This is a genomic window from Streptomyces sp. NPDC001848 (assembly GCF_042891915.1).
Lineage (GTDB): Bacteria > Actinomycetota > Actinomycetes > Streptomycetales > Streptomycetaceae > Streptomyces.
In genome coordinates this window covers 324,145-348,035 of record NZ_JBIATP010000001.1, presented here as the reverse complement: position 1 = coordinate 348,035, position 23,891 = coordinate 324,145, and the positions used below count along the sequence as shown (strand labels likewise).

The window sequence follows — 23,891 nt, the reverse complement described above, 5'->3', positions numbered from 1 at the left end:
GTGGCTCGGATGAGGCGGCGGCGGGAGGCCGCGCTCGGAGTTCTCGGAGCGCTGCTCGCCTTCGGTGGATGCGAAGCCGTGAGCCGGGCCGGGATCGTGGACCGGACCTATCTGCCCCCTGCTTCCCAAGTCATCTGCCAAGCGGCCCAGTTGGCGGGCGACCCGGGATTCCTGAACGACATCGCGGTCACCCTGCGCGCCTGGGCGCTCGGACTGGGGCTCGCCTGTGCGCTGGCGGTACCGGCCGGGCTGCTGCTCGGCAGCGTGCCCGTGGTCGACGCCGCCGTCCGGGCCGTCGTGGAGTTCCTGCGGCCGTTGCCGTCCGTGGCGCTGATCCCGCTGGTCTCGCTGCTGCTCGGTTCCGGCACGCAGACCAAGGTCGCACTGATCACGTACGCATCCGTCTGGCCCATTCTGTACAACACGGTCTACGGGCTCGGCGAGACCGATCCTCTCGCCAAGGACACCCTGCGCGCCTTCGGTTTCGGCCGCCTGTCCGTGCTGCTCCGGGTGGAACTGCCCGCGACCGCGCCCTTCATCGCGGCGGGCGTCCGCATCTCGGCGGCCGTCGCGCTCATCCTGGCGGTGGCGACGGAGATCCTGTCCGGCTTCGGCGAGGGGCTCGGCACCTTCATCGCCCAGGCGGAACTGGCGCCGGACGGGGCACAGGACGTGCTGGCCGGCGTGGTGTGGGCCGGCCTGCTGGGCCTGGTGATCAACGGTGCGCTGGAGCGGGTGGAGCGGCGGCTGTTCCCGTGGACGCCGACCCGGCGGGGGGTGCCGACGTGACGCGGGGGAGCAAGAGGCCGACACCCGCCGGCCGGCTGCGCGGCCTCCTGCTGCGCTGGGCCGTACTGGCGGCCGCCGTCGCCGTCTGGCAGTACGTGGCCCGTGCGCGCGGCAGCGTCTACTTCCCGCCGCCCGGGCGCATCCTGCGCCATGCGCACCACTTGTGGTTCTCCGGCCCGGTCCGGCACCTCTTCCTGACCCGGGACGCTCTCGACAACATCCTTCCCAGTCTGGGCCGGATGGGCGCGGGCTTCGCGATCGCCGCCGTCAGCGGAATCGCACTCGGCGTGCTGCTGGGGCGCTCCCACCGGGCGTACGCGCTCTGCAACCCGGTGCTGCAGTTCGCGCGGGCCGTGCCGCCACCCGCACTCGTCCCCGTCTTCGTCGTCCTCTTCTCCTTCGGAACGCCCATGCAGCTGGCGTCGATCGTGTTCAGCGCCGTCTGGCCGGTCCTGATCAACACCGCGGAGGGGGCACGCACCACCGAGCCCCTGCGCATCGAGGTCGCCGCCGTGCTCCGGCTGACCGCGGCCGAGCGCCTGTGGCTGCTCCACCTGCCCTCCGCACTGCCCCGCATCTTCGCGGGACTGCGACTGAGCCTCTCGCTCTCGCTCGTCCTCATGGTGTTCTCGGAACTGCTGCCGGGCACCGCCGACGGCATCGGCTTCACGCTCACCGACGCCCAGTCGCGCTCCGACCTGCTCACCGTCTGGGCGACGCTGGTCCTGCTCGGTGCGCTCGGGTACCTGCTCAACACCGGCCTTTCCATGGTGGAGAAGCGCCTGCTCGTACGGGGAAGGGAAGGCGTCGCATGACCAAGCCGACAGTCCTGACGTGCGTCCGCGAGTTCTGCCGGGACACCGGCATGACCACGGTCTTCGGCAACCCGGGCTCGACCGAGCTGCGCATGTTCCGCGACTGGCCCGACGACTTCTCGTACGTGCTGGCGCTCCAGGAGTCCATCGCCGTGGCCATGGCCGCGGGACATGCGACGGGTACGGGCCGCGCAGCCCTCGTCAGCCTGCACTCGGCAGGAGGAGTCGGCCACGCCCTGGGCGCCGTCTTCAACGCGTACCGCGACCGCATCCCGCTCGTCCTGATCGCCGGACAGCAGTCCCGCCCGCTGCTCCAGTTGCGCCCCTTCCTCGGCGCCGACGAACCCGCCCTCTTTCCGCGCCCGTACGTCAAGTTCAGCCGCCAGCCGGAACGGGCGGCCGACGTGCCCGCCGTGCTCGCCGAGGCGCACCGGATCGCGATGACCCCTCCGCGCGGGCCCGTCTTCATCTCCGTCCCGGAGGACGACTGGGACCGACCGGCGCACCCCGTGGCACCGCGCGTCGTGCACAGCGCGTACACGGCGGACCCCCAGGCGCTGCGCGCCCTCGCCGCGCGCCTCGACGGCTGTGAGCGCCCCGCCCTGGTCGTCGGTCCCGGGGTCGACGACGAACACGCCCTCGACGAGGTCCGCACGCTCGCCGAACGCGTCAGGGGCGCCGTGTGGATCAGCCCGCTCTCCGGCCGCTCCGGCTTCCCCGAGTCGCACCCCCTCTTCCAGGGGTTCCTGCCGCCGGTCCCCGACCGGCTGGCGGCGCGCCTGCAGGCGTACGACGTGGTCGTCGTCCTCGGGGCACCGCTGTTCACCTACCACGTGCACACCCAGAGCCCGCCCCTGCCCGTCGGCACGGAACTCTTCCACCTGGACTGCGACCCCGCACAGGCGGCCTGGCTGCCCACCGGCACGAGCATCGTGACGACGCTCAAGCCGGCGTTGGGCCGGCTGATCCGGCTGGTGGGGGAGTCCGCGCGCAAGCCGCCCCCCGTCCGTCCCGGCCCACCGCCCGCCGAACCCGGCGCGTTGACCCCGGAACTCTTCTTCGACCTCCTCCAGGAGCGGCTGCCGGGCGACCGGGTACTTGTCGAGGAGACTCCCAGCCACCGTGACACGCTCCACGCGCGCGTGCGTGTCGACACCGACGGCGGCTTTCTCACCACCGGCAGCGGCGCGCTCGGCTGGGGCCTGCCGCTCGCGGTGGGACGGGCACTGGCCGACCGGCACCGGGTGGTGTGCGTGGTCGGTGACGGCTCGGCCCTGTACTCCGTGCAGGCCCTGTGGACCGCGGCCCGGCACCGTGCCCCGGTGACCTACGTGCTGCTCGACAACGGCGGTTACGGGGCCGTCCGTGCGCTCGGGCGCCGCATCGGCATCGTCCCGGTTCCAGGAACGGACATCGAGGGCGTCGACTTCGCCGCGCTGGCCGCGTCGTTCGGCTGCCCGTCGGCATCCGTCGCCGACCCTGCGGCCCTCGAGTCCGCCCTGGACCGGGCGCTGGCGGCAGGCGACGACACCGGCCCGTTCCTGCTGCACGTCCGGGTCACCGGCACGGAAGGCGAGCTGTACGGACCGCAGGACGCCACCATGCCGTGGGCCGGGTGACGCGGCCGTGCTCGAACTCGACGCGCTCGGACAGCGCTACGGCGATCATGTCGTCCTGCACGATGTGAACCTCACCGTCCCGGACGGCCAGCTCCTGTGCGTCGTGGGCCCGTCGGGCTGCGGCAAGTCGACTCTTCTGCGCACCATCGCGGGACTGCTTCGGGCCCACGAGGGCACGATCGCTCTCGACGGCGCCCCGGTGAGCGGGGTGCCGGACCGGCTCGCGGTCGTCTTCCAGGACTACGGGCGCTCGCTGTTTCCCTGGCTCTCGGTGCGGGAGAACGTGGCGCTGCCGCTGCGCCGTCGGAATCTCGGGCGGGCCGCGCGGCGCGCGGAGGCCGATCGCATGCTGGAGCGCGTGGGCCTCGGCGACGTCGCCCGCCGCCACCCCTGGCAGCTGTCCGGCGGGATGCAGCAACGGGTCGCCATCGCACGGGCATTGGTCTGCCGACCCTCCCTGCTGCTGATGGACGAACCGTTCGGCTCCCTCGACGCGCAGACGCGCGAGGATCTCGAGGACCTGCTCCTGGAGGTGCACCGCGCGGACACCACGACGATCGTCCTGGTCACGCACGACATCGACGAGAGCGTGTACGTGGGCGACCGGGTGGTGGCCCTGTCCCCGGGCCCGGCGTCCCATGTCGTCCTCGACCTCCCGGTCCGGCTGCCCGGCGAGCGGGACCGGATAGCCACGCGGGGGCTGGCGGAGTTCGTCGCGCTGAGGGCGGAGGTCGGCCGGGCGGTGCGGGACGGTGGCGGGCGGACGGTGCGGGGAGGAGGCCACCGGGGCTGAACCGGAGGGGTGCGCTGCCGATTCACGCGATGGGGTGATCATGCCCCATCCGGCGGATGCCCCGCCCGGCACCCGGGCAGGACCCGCCCATGACGCAGCCGTTCGACCTCCCGCACTTCTACATGCCGTATCCCGCACGGCTGAACCCGCATGTCGACGAGGCCCGTGCCCACTCCACGGAGTGGGCCCGCGCCATGGGCATGCTGGAGGGCTCCGGCATCTGGGAGCAGTCCGACCTCGACGCGCACGACTACGGGCTGCTGTGCGCGTACACCCACCCCGACTGCGACGCCGCTGCCCTCTCCCTGATCACCGACTGGTACGTGTGGGTGTTCTTCTTCGACGACCACTTCCTGGAGACCTTCAAACGCACCCAGGACCGCGAGGGCGGCAAGGCCCATCTCGACCGGCTCCCCCTGTTCATGCCCCTGGACCCCACCACCCCCGTACCGGCCCCGGAGAACCCGGTGGAAGCGGGACTCGCCGACCTGTGGGCCCGCACGGTGCCGTCCATGTCGCCCGACTGGCGAAGGCGGTTCGCCGTCGCCACCGAGCACCTGCTCAACGAGTCCCTGTGGGAGCTGTCCAACATCAACGAAGGGCGGATCGCCAACCCCGTCGAGTACGTCGAGATGCGCCGCAAGGTGGGCGGCGCGCCCTGGTCCGCGGGGCTCGTCGAGTACGCCACCGCCGAGGTACCCGCCCGGGTGGCCGGCTCCCGCCCGCTGCGCGTGCTCATGGAGACGTTCGCCGACGCCGTCCACCTGCGCAACGACCTCTTCTCCTACCAGCGGGAGGTCGAGGAGGAGGGCGAGAACAGCAACGGCGTCCTCGTCCTGGAGACCTTCTTCGGCTGCACCACCCAGCAGGCGGCCGACGCCGTCAACGACATCCTCACCTCACGCCTGCACCAGTTCGAGCACACCGCGTTCACCGAAGTCCCCGCGCTGGCCCTGGACAAGGGGCTCACCCCCGACGAGCTCGCCGCCGTCGCCGCGTACGCGAAGGGGCTGCAGGACTGGCAGTCCGGCGGCCACGAATGGCACCTGCGCTCCAGCCGGTACATGAACGAGAAGGCCCGCTCCCGGCGGCGGCCCTTCGGCCTCTCCGGCCTCGGCACCTCCGCCGCCGACCTGCGCGGCCTGCTCGCCGACGCCGGCGCCGAGCGCATGCGGGCGTACACCCACCGTCCCTTCCAGCAGGTGGGCCCCTCACGGATCCCCGACCTCCACATGCCCTACGAGGTGGAGCTCAGCCCCCACCTGGACGGCGCCCGCGGCCGGCTGACCCCCTGGATGCACCGGATGGGCATGCTCCGGGAGGGCGTCTGGGACGAGGACAAACTGGCCGCGTACGACCTCCCGCTCTGCGCGGCGGGACTCGACCCGGACGCGACCTGCCAGGCGCTCGACCTCAGTTCGCAGTGGCTGGCCTGGGGCACCTACGGCGACGACTACTACCCGCTCGTCTTCGGCCACCGCCGCGACCTCGCCGCGGCCAGGCTGTGCACCGAGCGGCTGTCGTCGTGCATGTCCCTCGACGGCGAGGAGTCCCCCGTCCCCGCCAACGGGCTGGAACGGGGACTGATCGACCTGTGGGCGCGTACCACGGCCGGGATGACCCCGGACCAGCGGCGGTCGCTGCGCGCCGCCGTGGACGACATGACGGAGAGCTGGCTGTGGGAGCTGTCCAACCAGCTCCAGAACCGCATCCCGGACCCCGTCGACTACCTGGAGATGCGCCGCGCCACCTTCGGGGCCGACCTCACCAAGAACCTCTGCCGCCTGGGACACGGCCCCGCGGTCCTGCCCGAGGTGTACCGCAGCGGCACGGTCCGCGCGCTGGAGAACGCGGCCATCGACTACGCGATGCTCGTCAACGACGTCTTCTCGTACCAGAAGGAGATCCAGTACGAGGGCGAGATACACAACGCGCTCCTCGTGGTGCAGAACTTCTTCGGCTGCGACTACCCGACGGCGGTGCGCATCGTGGGCGACCTGGTGAACCAGCGCATGGAGCAGTTCCAGCACGTGGCCGCCCGCGAACTGCCGGTGCTCTTCGAGGACTTCGCACTCTCCAAGGAGGCACGCGAGGTCATGGACGGCTATGTGGCCGACCTGCGCAACTACATGGCCGCCATCCTGAACTGGCACCGCAACTGCCACCGCTACGGCCCCGACGACCTGGCCCGCCGCTGCCACGGCTTCGTCCCGGACCTGGCTGCCGCCCTCACCTGGGAGGTGACACCGCAGGCACGCTGACCGCACGCCGGGCCGCCTCGGAGAGTTCCGCGAGGAGCACCACGGCGGCTTCGGACCCCTCGCACCGCCCGGCGGCCAGGTCCGGGACGTCCTCGGCGGCACGGGCGAGGCGGTGGTGTTCCTCGACGACGAACGAGCCGAGGTTCGTGCCGCGCCAGTGCGCCAGGGAGGAGTCGCCGGGCCGGGCCAGGACGTCCCGCAGCCGGGCCAGGGTGCGTACGGCCGCGGCAAGTTCGCCTGCCTCACGCTCCAGACGGGCGAGCGTGGGCAGCGCCGAGGCCCGCTCGTCCGCCGTGGCCGCCGGATGGGACACGTACAGCCGCTGGGCACGCAGCGCCTGGAAGGTGTCGCCCAGGTCCTCGAACCCGTACACCAGCGTGCGAAGGCCGCGGACCACGACCGACTCGGGCGTCGAGCGGTAGAGCCGCAGGTCGATCTCGTCCAGGCGGCGGATCAGCGCCGCCCGGGCCAGTTCGTCCAGTCATCCTCTCGCCGGACGCGCCGGGCTCCGGCTCGGCGGCGACGCCCGCTGGCTGGACGCCCCCGACGCGGGCCTGCCGCTGGACCGACTGCGAGCCGTGGCCGGCGGCACGGGCTTCCGGCCGGCCCTGCGCCAGGAGGGCACCGATCTGCGCACGCTCACGGGGCTCGCGGCGGCCGGCCACGGCCTCGCGGTCCTGCCGCGCTGGGCGGCCACCGGCGTACCGGGCGCGGTCGCCATCGCGCTCAGGGCCCCCCGCGCGGTCCACCGCACGGAACTCGACACGGCCGGGGACTTTGGGGAGCCGCGGCGACACCGGCCGGGCGGTTGCTCGAGCCCGCGGCGCAGGCCGCGCGGTGACCCGGTGCGCGGGCGGGTGCCCCGGTGCGCGGTCGCCATGGTCGCAATGGGCTCGCGTCCGCCCCTGCGGAGGGGCAGGATGCTGCCCGTAGACCCTGCGAGGACCCGGACCAGCGGAGGTTATGGATGACCGGCACGCCCGCATCGCCCCACACGGACGGTCCCGCGCCCTTCACCGCCGAGGACTACGCGGCCCGGATGCGGCGCGCCGCGCACGCCGCCGCCGAGGCCGGGCTCGACGGGGTCCTCGTCGCCCCCGGACCCGACCTGGTGTGGCTGACGGGATACCGCCCGGTGGAGACCGAACGTCTCACCCTCCTGGTCCTGCGCGCCGGGCACGACCCCGTCCTCGTGGTGCCCACCCTGGAGGCGCCCGACGCCGCCGAGGCGCCCGGCGCGTCCGCCCTGACCCTGCGCGACTGGACCGACGGCAAGGACCCCTACGAGGCCGCCGCCTCCCTGCTGACCGCCGCCGGCCGCTACGCCATCAGCGACAACGCCTGGGCCCTGCACCTGCTCGGCCTGCGCGAACGGCTGCCCGACGCCGGCCATGTCGCGCTCACCCACGCCCTGCCGATGCTGCGGGCCGTCAAGGACGCCGCCGAACTCGACCGGCTGGCCGCCGCGGGCGCCGCCGCGGACGCGGCGTACGAGGAGATCCGTAAGGTGCCCTTCGCCGGGCGCCGGGAGCGTGAGGTCGCCGCGGACCTCGCCGATCTGCTGCGGCACTTCGGCCACTCCCAGGTCGACTTCACCATCGTCGCCTCCGGCCCCAACGGCGCCAACCCGCACCACGAGGCCGGCGAGCGCGTCATCGAGCGCGGCGACATGGTCGTCCTCGACTTCGGCGGCCTCAAGCACGGCTACGGCTCCGACACCACCCGTACCGTCCACGTCGGGGAACCCACCGACGAGGAGCGCCGGGTGCACGACCTGGTGCGCGCCGCCCAGGAGGCGGGCTTCCGCGCGGTCCGGCCCGGCGCGGCCTGCCAGGACGTCGACCGGGCGGCTCGCGCGGTCATCGCCGACGCCGGGTACGGGGAGTACTTCATCCACCGCACCGGGCACGGCATCGGCGTCACCACGCACGAGCCGCCGTACATGATCGAAGGGGAGGAACAGCCCCTCGTCCCCGGCATGTGCTTCTCCGTGGAGCCCGGGGTGTACCTGCCCGGCCGCTTCGGGGTCCGCATCGAGGACATCGTGACGGTGACCGAGGACGGCGGACGCCGCCTGAACAACACGCGCCGGGAGATGGCGACGGTCGACTGAAGAAGTGGTCGACTGAAGGAGGGAGGAGGCAGTGGCCGACCGCCGGCGCGACCGCGAGGCGGCGAAGGCCGCCCGACCCGGCAGCAGGAGCCCCGAGCAACGCCCCCGAGACGACTACGGCCCGATCATGACCCAGGCACCGACACCGACGGCGGAGACCGTACGCCGACTGGTCCGCACCCTGCTCCACGACGGCGACGGACCGGACGTGACGCCCGTCGCCGAGGGTGGGCACGCCACCTGGTGGGTCGGCACACGCCATGTGCTGCGGCTGGCGCCCGACCGGGACGCCACCGCCCGTCAGCGCCGCGAACTGCGGCTGCGGGCCCTGGTGCGGCCACACATCGGAACGGCGGTGCCGACGAGCGTGGCGCACGGAGAGTGGGCCGCCGGCCTCGGCTACACCCTCGACGCCCGGCTGCCCGGCTCGACCGGAGGCGAACGGGACGTCTCCGCGCTCGGCGAGGCGGACCTCGCGGCGCTGCTGTCTGGCCTGCGCGAGGTACCCGTACGGCAGGCCGAATCGCTCGGCGTGCCGCACGTCCCGCCCCGCTCCCTGGACGCCCTGCGCACCGCCGCCGCGCACGCCGCGCAGCGCCTGGCCGAGCGGGACGAGTTCGACGCGGCCCGGCTCGCCCCGTTCCCCGCGCCCGCCGCCCGCCAGCTCGCCCCCCAGCCGGGCGCGGCCGTCCTGGTGCACCGCAACCTCCGGGGTGACCACCTCGTGGTGAGCGACGAGGGGCGGGTGCGCGGCGTCCTCGGCTGGTACGACGCGGTGATCGGCGACCCGGCCGAGGACATCGCGGGACTCGCCGGGGCCGTCGGCGCCCCCGCCGCGGTGCGCGCCGCCACCCTCGCCGGCTACGGCGCCCGCCCCTGCCTGCGCGGTCTGTGGCTGGCTCGCTGCGACGCGCTCGTCGCCCTGGCCGACGGCCTGCGCGGCCGAGGCGGCACACCCCTGCCGGAGCTGCGGGCCCGCCTGCGCCGTGCCTGGGAACCGATCCTGCTGGAGCGCGTCACGGAACTGCCGGGGCAGGAGACGCCGTAGGCGGATCGGGGCCGCGGGTGCCGGGGCGGGGGCGTGGGGTGCCGGGGTGGCCGGCGCGAGTGTCACGTCCGACGCGTGCGTAAACGCGTGCGCAAGCGTTTACGCGCCCAGCTCACTCCTGTGTCAGCACCACGCACGACTCGCCCGGCAGCGTCACCACACCGTCTTCGCCCGGCGGCTGAACCGTCTCCCAGGCGGCCAGCACGCGCGCGTGGCGGAGGCCGAGGGGGATCGGTGCCGGCTCCTTGGCGAGATTGACGGCGACCCGGACGTCCCCGCGGCGGAAGGCGAGCCAGCGGGCGTCCTCGTCGTGGCTGACCTTCACATCCCCGAGGTCGGGATCCGTCAGGTCGGGCTGGGTGCGGCGCAGGGCGACCAGCTCCCGGTACCAGGCCAGCACGCGCGCGTGGGGCTCGCGTTCCGGCTCGGACCAGTCCAGGCAGGACCGGTCCCGCGTCGCCGGGTCCTGGGGGTCGGGCACGTCCTCCTCCGCCCAGCCGTGCGCCGCGAACTCCCGGCGCCTGCCCCGGCGCACGGCGTCGGCGAGTTCCGGATCGGTGTGGTCGGTGAAGAACTGCCAGGGCGTGCCCGCGGCCCACTCCTCGCCCATGAACAGCATCGGCGTGAACGGCGCCGTCAGTACCAGCGTCGCCGCGCACGCCAGGAGCCCCGGCGAGAGCGAGGCGGAGAGCCGGTCACCCCGGGCCCGGTTGCCGACCTGGTCGTGGGTCTGGGAGTAGCCGAGCAGGCGGTGCGCGGACACCCGGCTGCGGTCCAGCGGGCGGCCGTGCCGCCGGCCCCGGAACGTCGAGTACGTGCCGTCGTGGAAGAAACCTCCCGTCAGGGTCTTGGCGAGGGCCGCGAAGGGCGCACGGGCGAAGTCCTCGTAGTAGCCCTGCGACTCGCCGGTCAGCGCGGTGTGCAGCGCGTGGTGGAAGTCGTCGTTCCACTGCGCGTGGACACCGAGGCCGTGCTCCGCGCGCGGCGTGATCAGCCGTGGGTCGGCCAGGTCCGACTCGGCGATCAGGAACAGCGGCCGGCCCACCTCGGCGGCCAGCGCGTCCACTGCCCGCGACAGCTCCTCCAGGAAGTGGATCGCGCGCGTGTCGTGCAGCGCGTGCACCGCGTCCAGGCGCAGGCCGTCGATCCGGTAGTCGCGCAGCCAGGCCAGCGCGCTGCCGATCAGGTACGCGCGCACCTCGTCCGAGCCGGGCGCGTCCAGGTTCACGGCGGCGCCCCAGGGCGTGTGGTGAGTCTCCGTGAAGTACGGGCCGAACGCGGGCAGGTGGTTGCCGGAGGGACCGAGGTGGTTGTGGACCACGTCCAGCACCACGCCGAGACCCAGTTCGTGCGCCCGGTCGACGAACCGTTTCAGCGCCGCGGGCCCGCCGTACGGCTCGTGCACCGCCCACAGCGAGACACCCTCGTACCCCCAGCCGTGCCGCCCCGGGAACGGGCACAGCGGCATCAACTCGACGTGCGTGACACCCAGTTCCACCAGGTGCTCAAGCCGTTCGGCCGCCGCGTCCAGGGTGCCCTCACGGGTGTACGTGCCCACGTGCAGCTCGTACAGCACCGCGCCCGGCAGCCCGCGCCCCGGCCACGCGGCACGCCACGCGTACCGTCCGTGGTCGACCACCGCGCTCAGTCCGTCGGGCCCGTCCGGCTGGCGCCGCGAACGCGGATCGGGCAACACCGGACCGTCGTCCAGCGCGAACCCGTAACGCGTGCCGTCCTCGGCCTCCGCCTCGCCCGCCCACCATCCGGCGCGCTCCGGATCGCGCTCCAATGCGCGCGTGGCACCGCCGCAGTGGAGCGTGACCCGGGTGGCCTGTGGTGCCCACACCTCGAACCGCACTGACGTTCCCCCTCGTCTGCCCATCGTGATGTAGCCCGTCCATGGTGCGGCAAAACGCGATCACTTCGCGGCCCGATCGACCCTTTGTCACACGGAACGACCCTGACGGCCGTCGTGGCCGTCTCCTCGTTCCCTGGACATGCCAGGGCCGACTGACCGACAATCACGTCCGTGACGTCGTCTTTCGAGTTCCGCACGTACCCCGCGCGGCTGTCGGACGCCGAACGCGACAGGGCGCTGGAGGTGCTCCGCGACGGCGTCGCCCTGGGGCGTCTGTCGCACGACACGTTCATCCGGCGCATGGAGCTGGCCCTGGCCGCCCGGCAGCCGCACGAGCTGGCCGCGCTCACCGCCGATCTGCCCTCCGAGAAGCGCTGGTCGCGGATCGTGTTCGGGAGCGTGGAGGCGGTCTCCGGGTTCACCGTACGGCTGCGGCGGGCCTGGCAGGCCGAACGGCTGCCCAAGCTGCTGCTGCCCCACGGGGGCGGCCCCTGCCCGCTGCGGATCGGCCGTGACCCCGCGAGCGGCCTCAGGCTCAGCCACGAGACGGTCTCCCGTGTGCACGCCGAACTGAGCCGTCAGGGCGGCCTGTGGGTACTGCGCGACCTGGGCTCCACGAACGGCACGACCGTCAACGGCCGCCGGGTGATCGGCGCCGCGGTCGTCCGCGAGGGCGACCAGGTCGGCTTCGGGAGGATGACGTTCCGCCTGGCGGCGGAGTAGCCGGTCCGCCCCCGAGGACCGGCGTGTCACGCCGAGCGGGGCCACGACGCGGTGCGCCGCACCACCGCGCGTTACGCCGTCGGAGTGGCGCCCGCCGCCACCCGACCTCCGGTACCGCCCATGGTGTTGACGTACCTGCCCAGCCGTGACTGACTGTGCGTACGCCATGTACAGCAGGTGAGCCGACGGCACCGCATAGGGGAGGTGTGCTCTGCCGCCCCTCCTCCGCTACCCGACCGTGGACGAACTCGGCGCCCGGGCCGCCGCGCTGGTCGCCCGCCGTCCGCGCGACGCCCGACTGCGGCGGGTGGGCACGTCCCGCGGCGGCACGCCCCTGTGGCTGCTCTCCGTCGGCCACGGCAGCCGCCACGCCCTCGTCGTCGCCGGACCGCACGCCAACGAGCCCGTCGGCGGCGCCACCGCCCTGCGTCTGGCCGAACGGGCGCTGGCCGACCCCCGGCTCGGCAGGGACGCCGACGCCACCTGGAACCTGCTGCTGTGCCTCGACCCCGACGGCGCCCGGCGCAACGAGGGCTGGCTGTCCGGCCCGTACACCCTCGGCCGGTACTTCAGGAACTTCTTCCGCCCCGGCTTCCTCGAACAGCCCGAGTGGCTGCCCGACGGCGCCGACCACGCCGCCCTGCCCGAGACCCGCGCCCTGCTCGACCTCCAGGACGAGCTGCGGCCCTTCTTCCAGTGCTCCCTGCACGGCGTCGACGTCGGCGGCGGGTTCGTCGAACTCACCCGCGACCTGCCGGGCATGGCCCAGCGGCTCGCCCACGCCGCGGCCCGGCTCGGCATCCCGCGCGAACTCGGCCCGTACGACACCCTGTACTGGCCGCTCCTAGGGCCTGCCGTGTACCGCATCCCGCCCCCGCGCCGCGGCGACCTCGCCGCCGCCATCACGGAGGCCGCCGTGGAGTCGACCTGGTTCCACCCGCACCGCTACGGCACCGTCACCGCGGTCGTGGAGGCGCCCATGTGGGGCGTGACGGCCGTGGAGGACCCCTCACCGCTCGCCGACCCCGACGCGGCCCTGCGGGCCGTCAGCGGCACACTGCGCCGCGACACGCGCCTCCTGGAGGGCCTGCTGGCCCGTCTCCGCCCCCACCTGGACGCCGTGCCGGACGCGGCCCGGCTGCTCGCCCCCGTGGACGACTATTTACTGGTCGGCCCCGGACTGGCCGACTCGTGGGACCCGGACCGGTACGGCGCCGGTCAGCGGCCCCTGCCGCCACTGGACACCGCACGGCTGACCGCCCTCGGCATCTCGGGCCGCCGCGTCGCGCTGCGCACCGCGGGACTGCTGCACCAGCTCGCCAGGGCCGGCGGGCGCGCGGCGGCCGAGGTGCTGCCCGAGCTGGACCGGCTGATCGACGCCTGGTGCGCCGACTACCACGACGGCTACGGGGCACGCTGGATCCCGGTGGCCCGTCAGGCCGAGTACCAGGCGCGCGTGGTGATCGCCGCCTTCGAACTCGCCGGGCAGTGCACGGCCGTACGGTCCCGTTCGGGTGAGACGGACTGGGGTTCGGCGCCCGCCGTGCCGATGCACAGGGAATGAACAAGACGATCCTGGCCCTGCGCGGCGCACTGCTTGCCGCGACCGCCTTGCTCATCGCGACACCGGCCCAGGCCGCGCCCCGATCGGCCACCGGCGGCAACTGGCTCTATCTGACGGTCACCAAGGGCGACGCCCGCTCCCGGGACGTCCGCGGCACGCTCCTGATCTGCGACCCGCCCCAGGGGCACGCACGGGCCGCCCAGGCCTGCGACCAACTCACCGCCGTGCGGGGGGACATCCGCCGCATCCCGCCCGAGCACACCTACTGCACGATGCTCTACGCCCCCGTGACCGTCTCCGCGCGCGGCGAGTGGGACGGCCACCAGGTGGCCTACACCCACACCTTCGCCAACAGCTGCGACCTGGCGGCGAAGACCGGCGCGGTGTTCGCGCTGTCGGAGCAGACACCCGTCCGGTCGGTGCCGGGCGGGCGTCCCGCACCCGGCGCCGCCGACGGCGCCCCACGCGCGCGGGGAACGAGCTGACGTCCCCACACGCGGACGCGCGGACTCACTGCCGGTGAGTCCGCGCCTCTGCGCGCCTCGGCACCTCCCGGCCGTACCCGGCCGGCCCATGCCTCACCGCCCGCCGGCCCGCTCCAGTAGCGCGACCGGCAGCCGCGCGAACAGGTCCGCCACGCGCGCGTGCCCCTCGAACTCCCGCTCCGGAGCGAGGACGTCGGCCCACCGGCCGGGCGGCAGCGGAAGGGACGTGTCGCGCCAGCCGCCCGCCTGAGCCAGCCGCAGCGACAGCCGGGTGACCGCCGTGAGCACCTCACCGGAGCGCACGAAGCCCACGCAGTGCGCGGCGCCCGGACCCTCGGCCGCCAGCGGCGCGTACGTCGCCGCCGCGCCGAAGAGCTCCGGGCGCCGGCGGCGCAGGAGCAGCGCGGCTCTGGTGAGGTCCGCCTTGTCCGAGGCCGACTGCTGCGGTGCGAACGGCTGCCGGTTGTCCGGGTCGACCAGCGCCCGGTACTCGCCCTCGGTGCCCTGGTAGACGTCAGGCACGCCCGGCATCGTCAGCTGGACCAGGGCGGCCCCCAGGACGTTCGTCCGGATGTGCGGTGCCAGCTCGTCCCTCAGGGCCGTCACGGGCCGTCCCGGCGCCCCGCAGGGGCCCTCGGAGACGAACGCCGCCACCGCCTCCTCGTAGGCCGGGTCCTGTTCGGTCCACGAGGTGTACAACCCCGCCTCCCGCACGTGCTTGAGCAGCGCCCCCTTCAGGCGCTCCTCGTCCGCCTGACCGAGCCCGAACAGCGTCTGCCAGGCCGCCCAGGCCAGCTGCGGGTCGGGCGCGTCGCCGTCCGCGCGGGTCGCCTCGGCCAGCACGTCGTCCCAGCGCTGCGGGCACTGCGTGAGCACCGAGATCGCCGCCCGCACGTCCGCGCTGCGCTTGGTGTCGTGCGTCGACAGCGCGGTCCCCGTGGCGGGCCAGTCGCGCTGCACGCGCGCGCAGTACGCGTGGAAGTCCTCCGGGGCGACGGCCGGCGCGCCGGGCTCGCCGCCCACCTCGTTCGCCGACAGCAGCGGCACATAGCGGTAGAACGCCGTGTCCTCCACGGACTTCGCGCGCAGCGCCGACGCGGTCTGTGCGAACCGGGCCCGGAACTCCGCGAGGTCGGGCCCCTCCCCGGCCCGCCCCAGCACCAGGTCCCGTACGACGGTCACCGCGTGCGCCTCCTCGGGCACCGTGAACGCGGCCCGGGCCTCGGCGGCGGCCGCCTCGGTGACCACCGCGGAGGCGTCCTGGGAGGCGTAGGGCCGGTACACCTCCATGCGGACGAGGAGTTCCCGCAGCGCGGTGCGCAGCGCCCAGGGCGCGTGGTCGCGCAACGCCGGGTCCGGGGACGCGACGCACAGGCGGCTCGCCACGCGCGTGAGGCGCTCCACCTCGGTCGCCAGCTCGTGCGTGACCACCTCGTAGGCGGCGCGCCGCGCCGTGGAGGCCCACTGGCCGCCGCGGTCGCCGCGTGGGATCGCGAAGAGCCGGTAGTGGCCGAGCAACTCCTCGGCGCCCTCGGGGTCCGTGAACAGCCCGTCCACGTGCCGCAGCGCGTCGTACCCGGTGGTGCCGGCGACCGGCCAGGCGGCGGGCAGGTGCTCGCCGTCCGCGAGGATCTTCTCCACCACCGTCCAGCGGCCGCCCGTGGCCTCGTCGAGCCGGCGCAGATACGCCTCCGGGTCCGCGAGGCCGTCGGGATGGTCGACGCGCAGACCGTCGATGACACCCTCGTCGAGCAGCCGCAGCAGCGTGCCGTGGGTCGCGGCGAAGACCTCCGGGTCCTCCACGCGCACCCCGATCAGCTCGGAGATGCTGAAGAACCGCCGGTAGTTGAGCTCGGTACGGGCCAGCCGCCACCACACCGGGCGGTACCACTGGGCGTCGATCAACTGGGGCAGCGGCAGTTTCCCGGTGCCCTCGCGCAGTGGGAACACCTGGTCGTGGTAGCGCAGCACGTCCCCGTCGACCTTGAGATCATCGATCACCTCGCCGAGCCGGCCCCCGAGGACCGGCACCAGCAGCTGCCCGCCCTGTGCGTCCCAGTCGATGTCGAACCAGCGGGCGTACGGCGACGCCGGGCCCTCGCGCAGCACCTCCCACAGCGCCCGGTTGTGGCGCGGGGAGGCGGCCATGTGGTTGGGCACGATGTCCACGACCAGGCCCAGTCCGTGCTCCCGTGCCGCGCGCGCCAGGGAACGCAGCCCCGCCTCGCCGCCGAGTTCGTCGCGCACGCGCGCGTGGTCGACGACGTCGTAGCCGTGCGCCGAGTCCGGGACGGCCTCGAGGACCGGCGACAGATGCAGGTGCGAGACGCCGAGGGCGGCCAGATACGGCACGGTCGCCTCCGCCGCGCCGAACGGGAACCGCGGCTGCAGCTGCAGCCGGTACGTGGCCGTGGGCACCGTCGGGGCGGGGCGCTCAGGTGTCATGGAAACCTACGTACCCGCCCCGCGCCCTTTCCTGTCACCGACGCGCCGCCGACCTGACCGCCCACGGAAAACGTCCTCCACGCGCGCGTGCCCCGCGACCGGCCCCCGGCTAGTCCGGCCGCTGCAGCACGACCAGGCTCCGGTCCACCAGCCTCAGCCGGCCCCCGGCCTCGATCTTCGAACCGGTGCCCGGCGGCACCCCCTCCGGGACGGCGGTGTCGACGACCACCTGCCACTGGCGCCCGTGGTTGACCGGCACCACGAAGTCGAGGGTCTTCGGCGAGGGGTTGAACATCAGCAGGAACGAGTCGTCCGTGATCCGCTCCCCACGCGGCCCCGGTTCCGAGATCGCGTTGCCGTTGAGGAACACCGTCAGCGCGCTCGCCTGCCCCGACGTCCAGTCCTGCCGGGTCATCTCCTCACCCTCGGGGGTGAACCACGCGATGTCGGACAGCTCGTCGTGCGTGCCCTGCACCGGGCGGCCGTGGAAGAAGCGGCGCCGGCGGAAGACCGGGTGGTCCCGGCGCAGCCACACCATCGCGCGCGTGAAGTCCAGCAGATCGCTGCCGTCCTGCGGCCACTGGACCCAGGACAGCTCGCTGTCCTGGCAGTACGCGTTGTTGTTGCCGTTCTGGGTGCGCGCGAACTCGTCACCGTGGCTGAGCATCGGCACGCCCTGGGAGAGCATCAGCGTGGCGATGAAGTTGCGCATCTGCCGGCCCCGCAGTTCGAGTACCGCCGGGTCGTCGGTCTCGCCCTCCGCCCCGCAGTTCCAGGACCGGTTGAAGCTCTCGCCGTCGCGGTTGTCCTCGCCGTTGGCCTCGTTGTGCTTGTCGTTGTACGAGACCAGGTCGTGCAGGGTGAAGCCGTCGTGGCAGGTCACGAAGTTGATGGAGGCCAGCGGGCGGCGGCCGTCGTCCTGGTAGAGGTCGGAGGAGCCGGTCAGCCGGGAGGCGAACTCGGCGAGGGTCCGCGGCTCGCCGCGCCACAGGTCGCGCACGGTGTCGCGGTACTTGCCGTTCCACTCGGTCCACATGGGCGGGAAGTTGCCCACCTGGTAGCCGCCCTCGCCGACGTCCCATGGCTCGGCGATCAGCTTCACCTGGGAGACCACCGGGTCCTGCTGCACCAGGTCGAAGAACGACGACAGCCGGTCGACCTCGTGGAACTGCCGTGCCAGGGTCGCCGCCAGGTCGAAACGGAAGCCGTCCACATGCATCTCGGTGACCCAGTAGCGCAGCGAGTCCATGATCAGCTGCAGGACGTGCGGCGAGCGCATCAGCAGCGAGTTGCCGGTCCCCGTGGTGTCCATGTAGTACCGCGGGTCGTCGGCCAGCCGGTAGTACGAGGGGTTGTCGATGCCCCGGAAGGACAGCGTCGGGCCCAGGTGGTTGCCCTCGGCGGTGTGGTTGTAGACGACGTCCAGGATGACCTCGATACCGGCCTCGTGCAGCGCCTTCACGGCCGACTTGAACTCCAGGACCTGCTGGCCCCGGTCGCCCCAGGAGGCGTACGCGTTGTGCGGGGCGAAGAAGCCGATCGTGTTGTAACCCCAGTAGTTGCTCAGGCCCATGTCCGCCAGACGGTGGTCGTTGACGAACTGGTGTACGGGCATCAACTCCAGTGCGGTGACACCCAGCTCGGTCAGGTGTTCGATGATGGCCGGGTGGGCGAGCGCCGCGTACGTGCCGCGCAGCTCGTCGGGAAGCGCCGGGTGGCGCATGGTCAGGCCCTTCACATGGGCCTCGTAGATCACCGTACGGTGGTACTCGGTCCGCGGCCTGCGGTCGTCGCCCCAGTCGAAGTACGGGTTGATCACCACGGACGCCATGGTGTACGGCGCCGAGTCCAGGTCGTTGCGCCTGTCGGGGGACCCGAACGGGTAGCCGTACACCTCCTCGCCCCACCTCACCGTGCCACTGATCGCGCGCGCGTACGGGTCGAGCAGCAGCTTCGCCGAGTTGCAGCGCAGCCCGCGCTCGGGGGCGTACGGACCGTGCACCCGGAACCCGTACCGCTGCCCGGGCATCACCCCCGGCAGATACGCGTGCCGGACGAACGCGTCCGCCTCCCGCAGTTCGACCGCCGTCTCCGAGCCGTCGTCGTGCAGCAGACACAGTTCGATGCGGTCGGCGACCTCCGAAAAGACCGCGAAATTGGTCCCGGCGCCGTCATAGGTGGCACCGAGCGGATACGCCTCTCCAGGCCAGACCTGCATGATTACGACTCTCCCAGCTTTGCCGGCCCTCTGGGGGCGCCTTGCGGCCGAGTTCCCGAAAGTGACTGCTCCCCCTCCTGGGCGAGCGGGAATCCTGATTCATCCTGCTCGGTCGCTCACCGAGTGACGAGTATGGCGCGAATCGCCGGGAGCGCCCTTCGAGCCCTCCGATCGTGGAACCTCCCGGCGCGTGCGCCCCTCTTAACGGCCGACCAGCGCACACCCGGCGCGCGCTGGCCACCGCGCGCCGTGGTGTGCCGAACCAGTGGGGCTAGAGCCACTCCCGCAGCGCAGGGGGAGTAGGGGGACATGTGCGCCGGACAGTGCGCCGCCACCTGGGCAAGGTGGTGGCGGGTGCGGCCGTCGCGGTGACAGGCACCGCCGTCATGGTCGGGATCACGCTGCCGGGCTCGGCGGGGGCCGAGGAGTCCGGTGGCAGGGGCGGCGGGCTCGCCGCCCGGCAGCAGGACGGCTCCGTGGGGCTCGGCGTCGTCGAGCAGGCTCTCGCCGAGGGGGCGACCGGCAAGGGCGACGACCCGCTGACCGACGACGAGGCGCGGCGCGCCGAGCGCATCGCGCTGAGAGATCGTGCCCGGCCCGTCGACCAAGTACCTCGGCCACGACTTCACCAAGCACGACGTCTACTTCACCGAGTACAACCCGTGCGAGCAGTTCGCCAGCGACAACGTGGGCAACTGCGGCACGGGGGCGGCCAAGACCGTCGACACGTGGGTCAACGGCCAGACGCTCACTCACCCGGTGGTGTGGGTGAACATCGGTTTCCACCACATCGCGCGCGACGAGGACCAGCAGCCCATGCCGGTCCACTGGCAGGGCTTCTCCATTGCTCCGCGCGACGTCACGGCTATGAATCCGCTCACTCCGCCCGCCCTCGCCGACCAGAACGGGCGGCCCCGAAGCGGTAGTTGAGAAACTACCCTGTCCATCCGGCTGCACCGTGCCGCACTCCCGGAGTAGTCTTCCTTGATCGTTGGCCGGGGTCTTGCCCCTGGGGAGGCTCGGGGGAGCGGAAGGCGGTGCGCGGGTGGGCTCGGGAGGGCTGGAGCTGCCCCCTGGTGACGACGGTCACGAGGGGAACTCCACGGATGTCCCGCCCGGGGCGGTGTCCCTGGCACGGCCGATGGAGATGGGCTCCATCGGACCGGAACTGGACTGGGACGCCGACGCCTGGCGCGAGGTGCGGACCCGCGCCCAGCGGGCCGGTCGGGCCTACATCTGGCTGAACCTGGTGGAGCAGCGGCTGCGCGCGGTCGTGGCCGCCGTGCTCCGCCCCATCTACGAGCCGGTGCACGGCGACGACTGGGTGGTCGCCGCCGCCGGACCGGCCGGCCAGGAGTGGGTGCAGCGGGCGGTCGCGGTACGTGAGGTCAGCCGCCGCAAGGGGTATCTGCTCGACCCCGCGGACGACAACGTGCTCAGCTTCCTGACGCTGCCGCAGCTGCGCGAACTGATGGTGCAGCACTGGCCGTGCTTCGAGCCGTACATAGACGAGCGCCGTGACGTGGAGCTCGCCCTGGACGAGCTGGAAGTGACCCGGAACGTGGTCTCCCGCAACCGGGCCCTGTCCCAGGCGGTCCTCGCGCAGGCCGAGCGGGCCTCCGCGCGGCTGCTGGAGATCCTCGGCGCGGGCGGTGACGTGCCCTCCGCACGCCGGCTGCCCGTCGACGCGGTCGAGGACCTGGTCGGCGACCGGTACGCGGACGTGGTCGCCGTCCACCCGGACCGGGTGCGGCTGCTGCGGCAGTTCCCCGCCGAGGACATCTTCGGCGGTGCCCGCCGCCTGGACGCCATCGGCATCGGGCTCAACCTGCTGGTGCAGAACTTCTCCGGGCGGCGGCTGGTGCGGCTCGCCGAGTCCGGCTGCCGGGTGCGGCTGCTCTTCCTCAACCCGGCCTCCAGCGCGGTCAAACGGCGCGAGCGGGAGCTGGGCATCAGAAAGGGGGAGCTGAGCCGCGCGGTCGAGATGAACATCCTGCACATGCGCCGGGTGCGCTCCAAGCTGCGCGACCCGGGCGCCTTCGAGATCCAGGTCTTCGACGAGACGCCCCGTTTCACCGCGTACCTGGTCAACGGGGACGGCACCGACGGCATCGCGGTCGTGCAGTCCTACCTGCGCCGCACCCGCGGCATGGAGGCGCCGGTCCTGGTGCTGCGCGGCGGCAGCCGTGTCGTCAAGTCGGACGACGTCGAGGAGAACGGGCTCTTCCCCACCTACCGCGAGGAGTTCGAACTGGCTTGGGCGGATTCGCGTCCGGTGTCCTGAACTGTCCCATGGTGCCGACCAGAAGCGGAATCCGGCCCTCGGATTGTCAGTGGCGCATGCGAGGGTGGAGGCCACTGGGGGAAGCACCACCATGAAGGGGGGCCCGCCATGGCCTGGCACCGGGAGCTGCTGATCGGCTTCGACCTGGAGACGACCGGGACGGATCCGTATGAGGCGCGCATCGTCACGGGGGCGGTGATCGAGGTCAAGGAGGGGGAGCCGCTCGGCCGCCACGACTGGCTGGCGGATCCGGGTGTGGAGATCCCGGCCGACGCGGTCGCGGTGCACGGGATCAGCAACGAGCGGGCGATGTCCGAGGGCCGCCCGGCCGACCGGGTCGCGGACGCGATCGCCGAGGTCCTGGTGGCGTACTGGAGGACGGGAGTCCCGGTCGTCGCCTACAACGCGGCCTTCGACCTGACCCTGCTCTCCGCCGAGCTGCGTCGGCACGGACTGCCGTCCCTGCGCGACCGTCTGGGCGGCCTCGCCCCGGCCCCGGTCATCGACCCGTACACGATCGACCGCTGGGCCGACCGCTACCGCCGCGGCAAGCGCAACCTGGAAGCGGTCTGCGCGGAGTACGGGGTGGCGCTGGAGTCCGCGCACGACGCGGGCGCGGACGCGCTGGCCGCGGCCCGGCTGGCCGCGGCGATAGCCGGCCGCCACCCGAAGCTCGCGGCCCTCGGCCCGGCGGAGCTGCACCGCCGCCAGATCGAGTGGCACGCGGACTGGGCGGCGGACTTCCAGGAGTTCCTGCGCGCCAAGGGCGACGCGGAGGCGGTGGTGGACGGTATGTGGCCGCTGCGGGAGACGGTGGACGGGAGGGTCTGAGGCGGGCGGGTCCGAGACGGGCGGGGCGTCAGGAACCGGTGGGTGCCGTGGTCCCGTGCGTGGTGTCCCCCTCGGTTCCGGTGTGATGCGCGAAGGCGGGGCGGTGCGCCGGGCCAGGTGCGGCCGTACGGTGGGCGCGCTCGACGGACTGGCCCCAGTAGGTTCCGGCGACCATCAGGGCCGCGCCGAGGCCGGTGAGCGGGGTGAGGTGGTCGCCGCCGAGGACCACGCCCACGGCCACGGCCCACACGGGCTCCGTGCCGAGCAACAGGCCGGCGCGGCTGGCGGAGGTGCGCTGGACGGCCCAGGTCTGTGCAAGGAAGGCGAACACGCTGCAGAACAGGGCGAGATACAGCAGCTGAACCCAGGTCGCGGCGCCGGCGTGCGCGAAGCCGGGCAGGGCGGTGGCGGCCGCGGGGAGGAACAACGCCGTGCCGATGAGGGTTTGCAGCGCCGTCAGGTGCAGGGGACGCACCGCGCGGCCCGCGGTGAGCCGACCGACCAGGGCCACGTGCACGGCCCGGACGACGGCGGCGCCGAGCATCAGCAGGTCGCCGAGTCCGGGCGCGTGGAAGCCGTTGCCGGACATCAGGAGCCCCACGGCCAGGACGCACACCCCCGCGGCGGCGTGGAAGGAGGGCGGCAGCCCGCCGGGGTGACCCGAGCGGTCGAGCAGCGGGGTGAGCACGATGGTCAGGCTGATGATCAACCCCGCGTTGGCGGCGCTGGTGTGGGCGACTCCGTACGTCTCCACGACCAGCACCGCGGCCTGGGTCAGCCCCAGCGGCACTCCGGCCCGTACCTCGTCCTGCGTCCACCGGCGCCGTCCACGGCGGGCGGTGGCCAGGACCAGGAGGAGGCAGGCCAGTGCGGAGAGCGCGTACCTGGCGAACAGGACCGCGGGGACGGGCAGCGCGGACACCGCCGTCTGGGCGGAGAGATAGCTGGAACCCCAGACGAGCGCGACGAGGAGGAGTACCGCATCGGTACGGCGGGCGTCGAACACCCGCCCACGGTGCACCGCGCACGACCCTGAAGCCCAGCACCAGTTCCTAAAACGATCTTTTAGTGTGCCTACATACTTCCCCTACACTGCGGGAATGGACGAACGCCAGTTGCGGATCCTGCGGGAGCTGGGCGAACTCGGCAGTGTCACCGCGGTGGCGGAGGCGCTGCTGGTGACGCCGTCGGCCATCTCCCAGCAACTGCGGTTGCTGCAGCGTTCGATCCCGGTGCCGCTGACCGAGCGGCACGGACGGCGGCTGGTGCTCACCGACGCCGGGCAGGCCCTCGCGGGCGCGGCGGTGGAGGTGGAGACGGCGCTGGCGCGGGCCCGGGGCGCCGTCGAGGAGTTCGTCGGCACAGCGGACGGCGAGGTGTCGGTGGCGGCGTTCCACAGCGCCGGCTCGGCGTTCTTCCCGCCGCTGCTGCGAGCCTGCAGTGAACCCGGTTCACCCCGGCTGGCGCTCGCCGACGAGGACGTGCCCCAGGAGGACTTCCCCCGGCTGACGAGGGAGTACGACCTCGTGCTCGCCCACCGCCTGGATCACGCCCCGCCGTGGCCGGGCACGGTGACCGTGACCACCCTGCTGCACGAACCGCTCGACGTGGCGCTGCCCGCGGGCCATCCGCTGGCCGGCAAGCGGAGGCTCACCCCGCGGGACGTGGCCGACGAGCCGTGGATCACCGTGCACGACGGGTTCCCCGTCATGGCCACCATCGAGGCCATCGCCGCCGCGGCCGGGCGCCGGCTGCGGCTGGTCCACCGCATCAATGAGTTCGCGGTGGTCGCGGAGGCCGTGGCCGCCGGGGGCGGTATCGCCCTGATGCCGCGCTGGACGATGCGCCCGCACCCCGCGCTGGTCCTCCGACCGATCGACGGCGTCCAGGCCAGGCGGCACATCGACGCCCTGTGCCGCCCCGAGCGCACGGCCCGCACCGCGGTCCGCACGGTGCTGGCCGAACTGCGCCGTGCCGCAGGGACGATCAAGGACCGGGACGCGGGGGAGCCGGCGCCCGCCACGGCGTGACGGCGCCGCGGAGCG

The 23,891-nt window shown here is 73.2% G+C and carries 19 protein-coding genes and 2 pseudogenes; 16 read left to right on the top strand and 5 right to left on the bottom strand.

Annotated features, from left to right (window positions below):
- The first annotated feature begins 9 nt into the window (after positions 1–9).
- The 5 genes from ACFYZJ_RS01615 (at position 10) to cyc2 (ending at position 6,277) form a co-directional block, all read left to right on the top strand.
- Entirely contained in the window at positions 10–789 is a 780-nt protein-coding gene (locus tag ACFYZJ_RS01615; protein ID WP_388561670.1) for an ABC transporter permease, read from the top strand.
- Positions 786–1,604, top strand: a complete 819-nt coding sequence (locus ACFYZJ_RS01610; protein WP_388561668.1) for an ABC transporter permease — start codon at positions 786–788, stop codon at positions 1,602–1,604. The genes ACFYZJ_RS01615 and ACFYZJ_RS01610 overlap by 4 nt, the downstream gene beginning before the upstream one ends.
- On the top strand, positions 1,601–3,223 hold the full coding sequence (gene mdlC, locus ACFYZJ_RS01605; RefSeq protein ID WP_388561666.1) for a benzoylformate decarboxylase: 1,623 nt from the start codon (positions 1,601–1,603) through the stop codon (positions 3,221–3,223). Before ACFYZJ_RS01610 ends, mdlC begins: the two co-directional genes overlap by 4 nt.
- A gap of 7 nt (positions 3,224–3,230) precedes the next feature.
- Positions 3,231–4,016 carry an ABC transporter ATP-binding protein gene (locus ACFYZJ_RS01600; RefSeq protein WP_388561664.1) on the top strand — a complete coding sequence of 262 codons (786 nt, stop codon included), beginning with the start codon at positions 3,231–3,233 and terminating at the stop codon, positions 4,014–4,016.
- Between the two features lie 89 nt (positions 4,017–4,105).
- Complete coding sequence (gene cyc2, locus ACFYZJ_RS01595; protein ID WP_388561662.1) at positions 4,106–6,277, top strand: germacradienol/geosmin synthase Cyc2; 2,172 nt, start codon at positions 4,106–4,108, stop codon at positions 6,275–6,277.
- On the opposite strand, the gene ACFYZJ_RS01590 is transcribed toward cyc2, so the two are convergent.
- Positions 6,246–6,674 carry a hypothetical protein gene (locus ACFYZJ_RS01590; RefSeq protein ID WP_388561660.1) on the bottom strand — a complete coding sequence of 143 codons (429 nt, stop codon included), beginning with the start codon at positions 6,672–6,674 and terminating at the stop codon, positions 6,246–6,248. The two genes, cyc2 and ACFYZJ_RS01590, sit on opposite strands and share 32 nt — an antisense overlap.
- A gap of 37 nt (positions 6,675–6,711) precedes the next feature.
- Here ACFYZJ_RS01590 and ACFYZJ_RS01585 point away from each other — a divergent pair, with 37 nt between their 5' ends.
- From ACFYZJ_RS01585 to ACFYZJ_RS01575, 3 genes are all read left to right on the top strand, one after another.
- Positions 6,712–7,248: a LysR substrate-binding domain-containing protein gene (locus ACFYZJ_RS01585; RefSeq protein WP_388562200.1), complete on the top strand. Its 537-nt coding sequence runs from the start codon at positions 6,712–6,714 to the stop codon at positions 7,246–7,248.
- On the top strand, positions 7,245–8,390 hold the full coding sequence (locus ACFYZJ_RS01580) for an aminopeptidase P family protein (RefSeq protein WP_388561658.1): 1,146 nt from the start codon (positions 7,245–7,247) through the stop codon (positions 8,388–8,390). The genes ACFYZJ_RS01585 and ACFYZJ_RS01580 overlap by 4 nt, the downstream gene beginning before the upstream one ends.
- Before the next feature lie 127 nt (positions 8,391–8,517).
- Positions 8,518–9,438 carry an aminoglycoside phosphotransferase family protein gene (locus ACFYZJ_RS01575; RefSeq protein WP_388562198.1) on the top strand — a complete coding sequence of 307 codons (921 nt, stop codon included), beginning with the start codon at positions 8,518–8,520 and terminating at the stop codon, positions 9,436–9,438.
- 112 nt (positions 9,439–9,550) lie between these two features.
- On the opposite strand, the gene treZ is transcribed toward ACFYZJ_RS01575, so the two are convergent.
- Positions 9,551–11,296, bottom strand: a complete 1,746-nt coding sequence (gene treZ, locus ACFYZJ_RS01570; protein ID WP_388561656.1) for a malto-oligosyltrehalose trehalohydrolase — start codon at positions 11,294–11,296, stop codon at positions 9,551–9,553.
- A 171-nt stretch (positions 11,297–11,467) separates the two neighbouring features.
- Between treZ and ACFYZJ_RS01565 the strand changes: the two genes are divergently transcribed.
- The 3 genes from ACFYZJ_RS01565 to ACFYZJ_RS01555 all read left to right on the top strand — a co-directional run bounded on the left by ACFYZJ_RS01565 (position 11,468) and on the right by ACFYZJ_RS01555 (position 14,068).
- On the top strand, positions 11,468–12,019 hold the full coding sequence (locus ACFYZJ_RS01565) for an FHA domain-containing protein (RefSeq protein ID WP_388561654.1): 552 nt from the start codon (positions 11,468–11,470) through the stop codon (positions 12,017–12,019).
- 238 nt (positions 12,020–12,257) lie between these two features.
- Entirely contained in the window at positions 12,258–13,583 is a 1,326-nt protein-coding gene (locus ACFYZJ_RS01560; protein WP_388561652.1) for a M14 family zinc carboxypeptidase, read from the top strand.
- Positions 13,580–14,068 (top strand): SSI family serine proteinase inhibitor, encoded by a 489-nt coding sequence (locus ACFYZJ_RS01555; RefSeq protein ID WP_388561650.1) that lies wholly within the window; start codon positions 13,580–13,582, stop codon positions 14,066–14,068. Before ACFYZJ_RS01560 ends, ACFYZJ_RS01555 begins: the two co-directional genes overlap by 4 nt.
- 93 nt (positions 14,069–14,161) lie before the next feature.
- Here ACFYZJ_RS01555 and treY read toward each other — a convergent pair whose 3' ends face one another.
- Both treY and glgX read right to left on the bottom strand, forming a co-directional pair.
- A complete protein-coding gene (gene treY, locus ACFYZJ_RS01550; protein ID WP_388561648.1) occupies positions 14,162–16,513 on the bottom strand; it encodes a malto-oligosyltrehalose synthase in 2,352 nt (783 codons plus the stop codon).
- Positions 16,514–16,622: 109 nt separating this feature from the next.
- Entirely contained in the window at positions 16,623–18,731 is a 2,109-nt protein-coding gene (gene glgX, locus ACFYZJ_RS01545; protein WP_388561646.1) for a glycogen debranching protein GlgX, read from the bottom strand.
- Positions 18,732–19,042: 311 nt separating this feature from the next.
- On the opposite strand from glgX, the pseudogene ACFYZJ_RS01540 reads away from it, so the two are divergent.
- The 4 genes and pseudogenes from ACFYZJ_RS01540 to ACFYZJ_RS01525 all read left to right on the top strand — a co-directional run.
- Positions 19,043–19,312 (top strand): annotated as a pseudogene (locus ACFYZJ_RS01540) (Tat pathway signal sequence domain protein); the annotation flags it as partial.
- A 1-nt stretch (position 19,313) separates the two neighbouring features.
- Positions 19,314–19,661, top strand: a pseudogene (locus ACFYZJ_RS01535) (copper amine oxidase); the annotation flags it as partial.
- A gap of 115 nt (positions 19,662–19,776) precedes the next feature.
- Positions 19,777–21,015 carry an SAV2148 family HEPN domain-containing protein gene (locus tag ACFYZJ_RS01530; RefSeq protein ID WP_388561644.1) on the top strand — a complete coding sequence of 413 codons (1,239 nt, stop codon included), beginning with the start codon at positions 19,777–19,779 and terminating at the stop codon, positions 21,013–21,015.
- Positions 21,016–21,123: 108 nt separating this feature from the next.
- The gene (locus ACFYZJ_RS01525; protein ID WP_388561642.1) at positions 21,124–21,846 is read left to right on the top strand and encodes a 3'-5' exonuclease; all 723 of its coding nucleotides are present in this window, start codon (positions 21,124–21,126) and stop codon (positions 21,844–21,846) included.
- Positions 21,847–21,874: 28 nt separating this feature from the next.
- Here ACFYZJ_RS01525 and ACFYZJ_RS01520 read toward each other — a convergent pair whose 3' ends face one another.
- On the bottom strand, positions 21,875–22,852 hold the full coding sequence (locus ACFYZJ_RS01520) for a DMT family transporter (protein ID WP_388561640.1): 978 nt from the start codon (positions 22,850–22,852) through the stop codon (positions 21,875–21,877).
- 94 nt (positions 22,853–22,946) lie between these two features.
- Between ACFYZJ_RS01520 and ACFYZJ_RS01515 the strand changes: the two genes are divergently transcribed.
- Positions 22,947–23,876, top strand: a complete 930-nt coding sequence (locus ACFYZJ_RS01515) for a LysR family transcriptional regulator (RefSeq protein ID WP_388561638.1) — start codon at positions 22,947–22,949, stop codon at positions 23,874–23,876.
- The last annotated feature ends 15 nt before the right edge of the window (positions 23,877–23,891 follow it).

Excerpts from the sequence above, each read along its gene's own strand:
- ACFYZJ_RS01615 (WP_388561670.1), top strand. The coding sequence starts at position 10 with ATGAGGCGGCGGCGGGAGGCCGCGCTCGGAGTTCTCGGAGCGCTGCTC.
- mdlC (WP_388561666.1), top strand. The coding sequence starts at position 1,601 with ATGACCAAGCCGACAGTCCTGACGTGCGTCCGCGAGTTCTGCCGGGAC.
- cyc2 (WP_388561662.1), top strand. The coding sequence starts at position 4,106 with ATGACGCAGCCGTTCGACCTCCCGCACTTCTACATGCCGTATCCCGCA.
- ACFYZJ_RS01580 (WP_388561658.1), top strand. The coding sequence starts at position 7,245 with ATGACCGGCACGCCCGCATCGCCCCACACGGACGGTCCCGCGCCCTTC.
- ACFYZJ_RS01575 (WP_388562198.1), top strand. The coding sequence starts at position 8,518 with ATGACCCAGGCACCGACACCGACGGCGGAGACCGTACGCCGACTGGTC.
- ACFYZJ_RS01555 (WP_388561650.1), top strand. The coding sequence starts at position 13,580 with ATGAACAAGACGATCCTGGCCCTGCGCGGCGCACTGCTTGCCGCGACC.
- treY (WP_388561648.1), bottom strand. The coding sequence starts at position 16,513 with ATGACACCTGAGCGCCCCGCCCCGACGGTGCCCACGGCCACGTACCGG.
- glgX (WP_388561646.1), bottom strand. The coding sequence starts at position 18,731 with ATGCAGGTCTGGCCTGGAGAGGCGTATCCGCTCGGTGCCACCTATGAC.
- ACFYZJ_RS01525 (WP_388561642.1), top strand. The coding sequence starts at position 21,124 with ATGGCCTGGCACCGGGAGCTGCTGATCGGCTTCGACCTGGAGACGACC.
- ACFYZJ_RS01515 (WP_388561638.1), top strand. The coding sequence starts at position 22,947 with ATGGACGAACGCCAGTTGCGGATCCTGCGGGAGCTGGGCGAACTCGGC.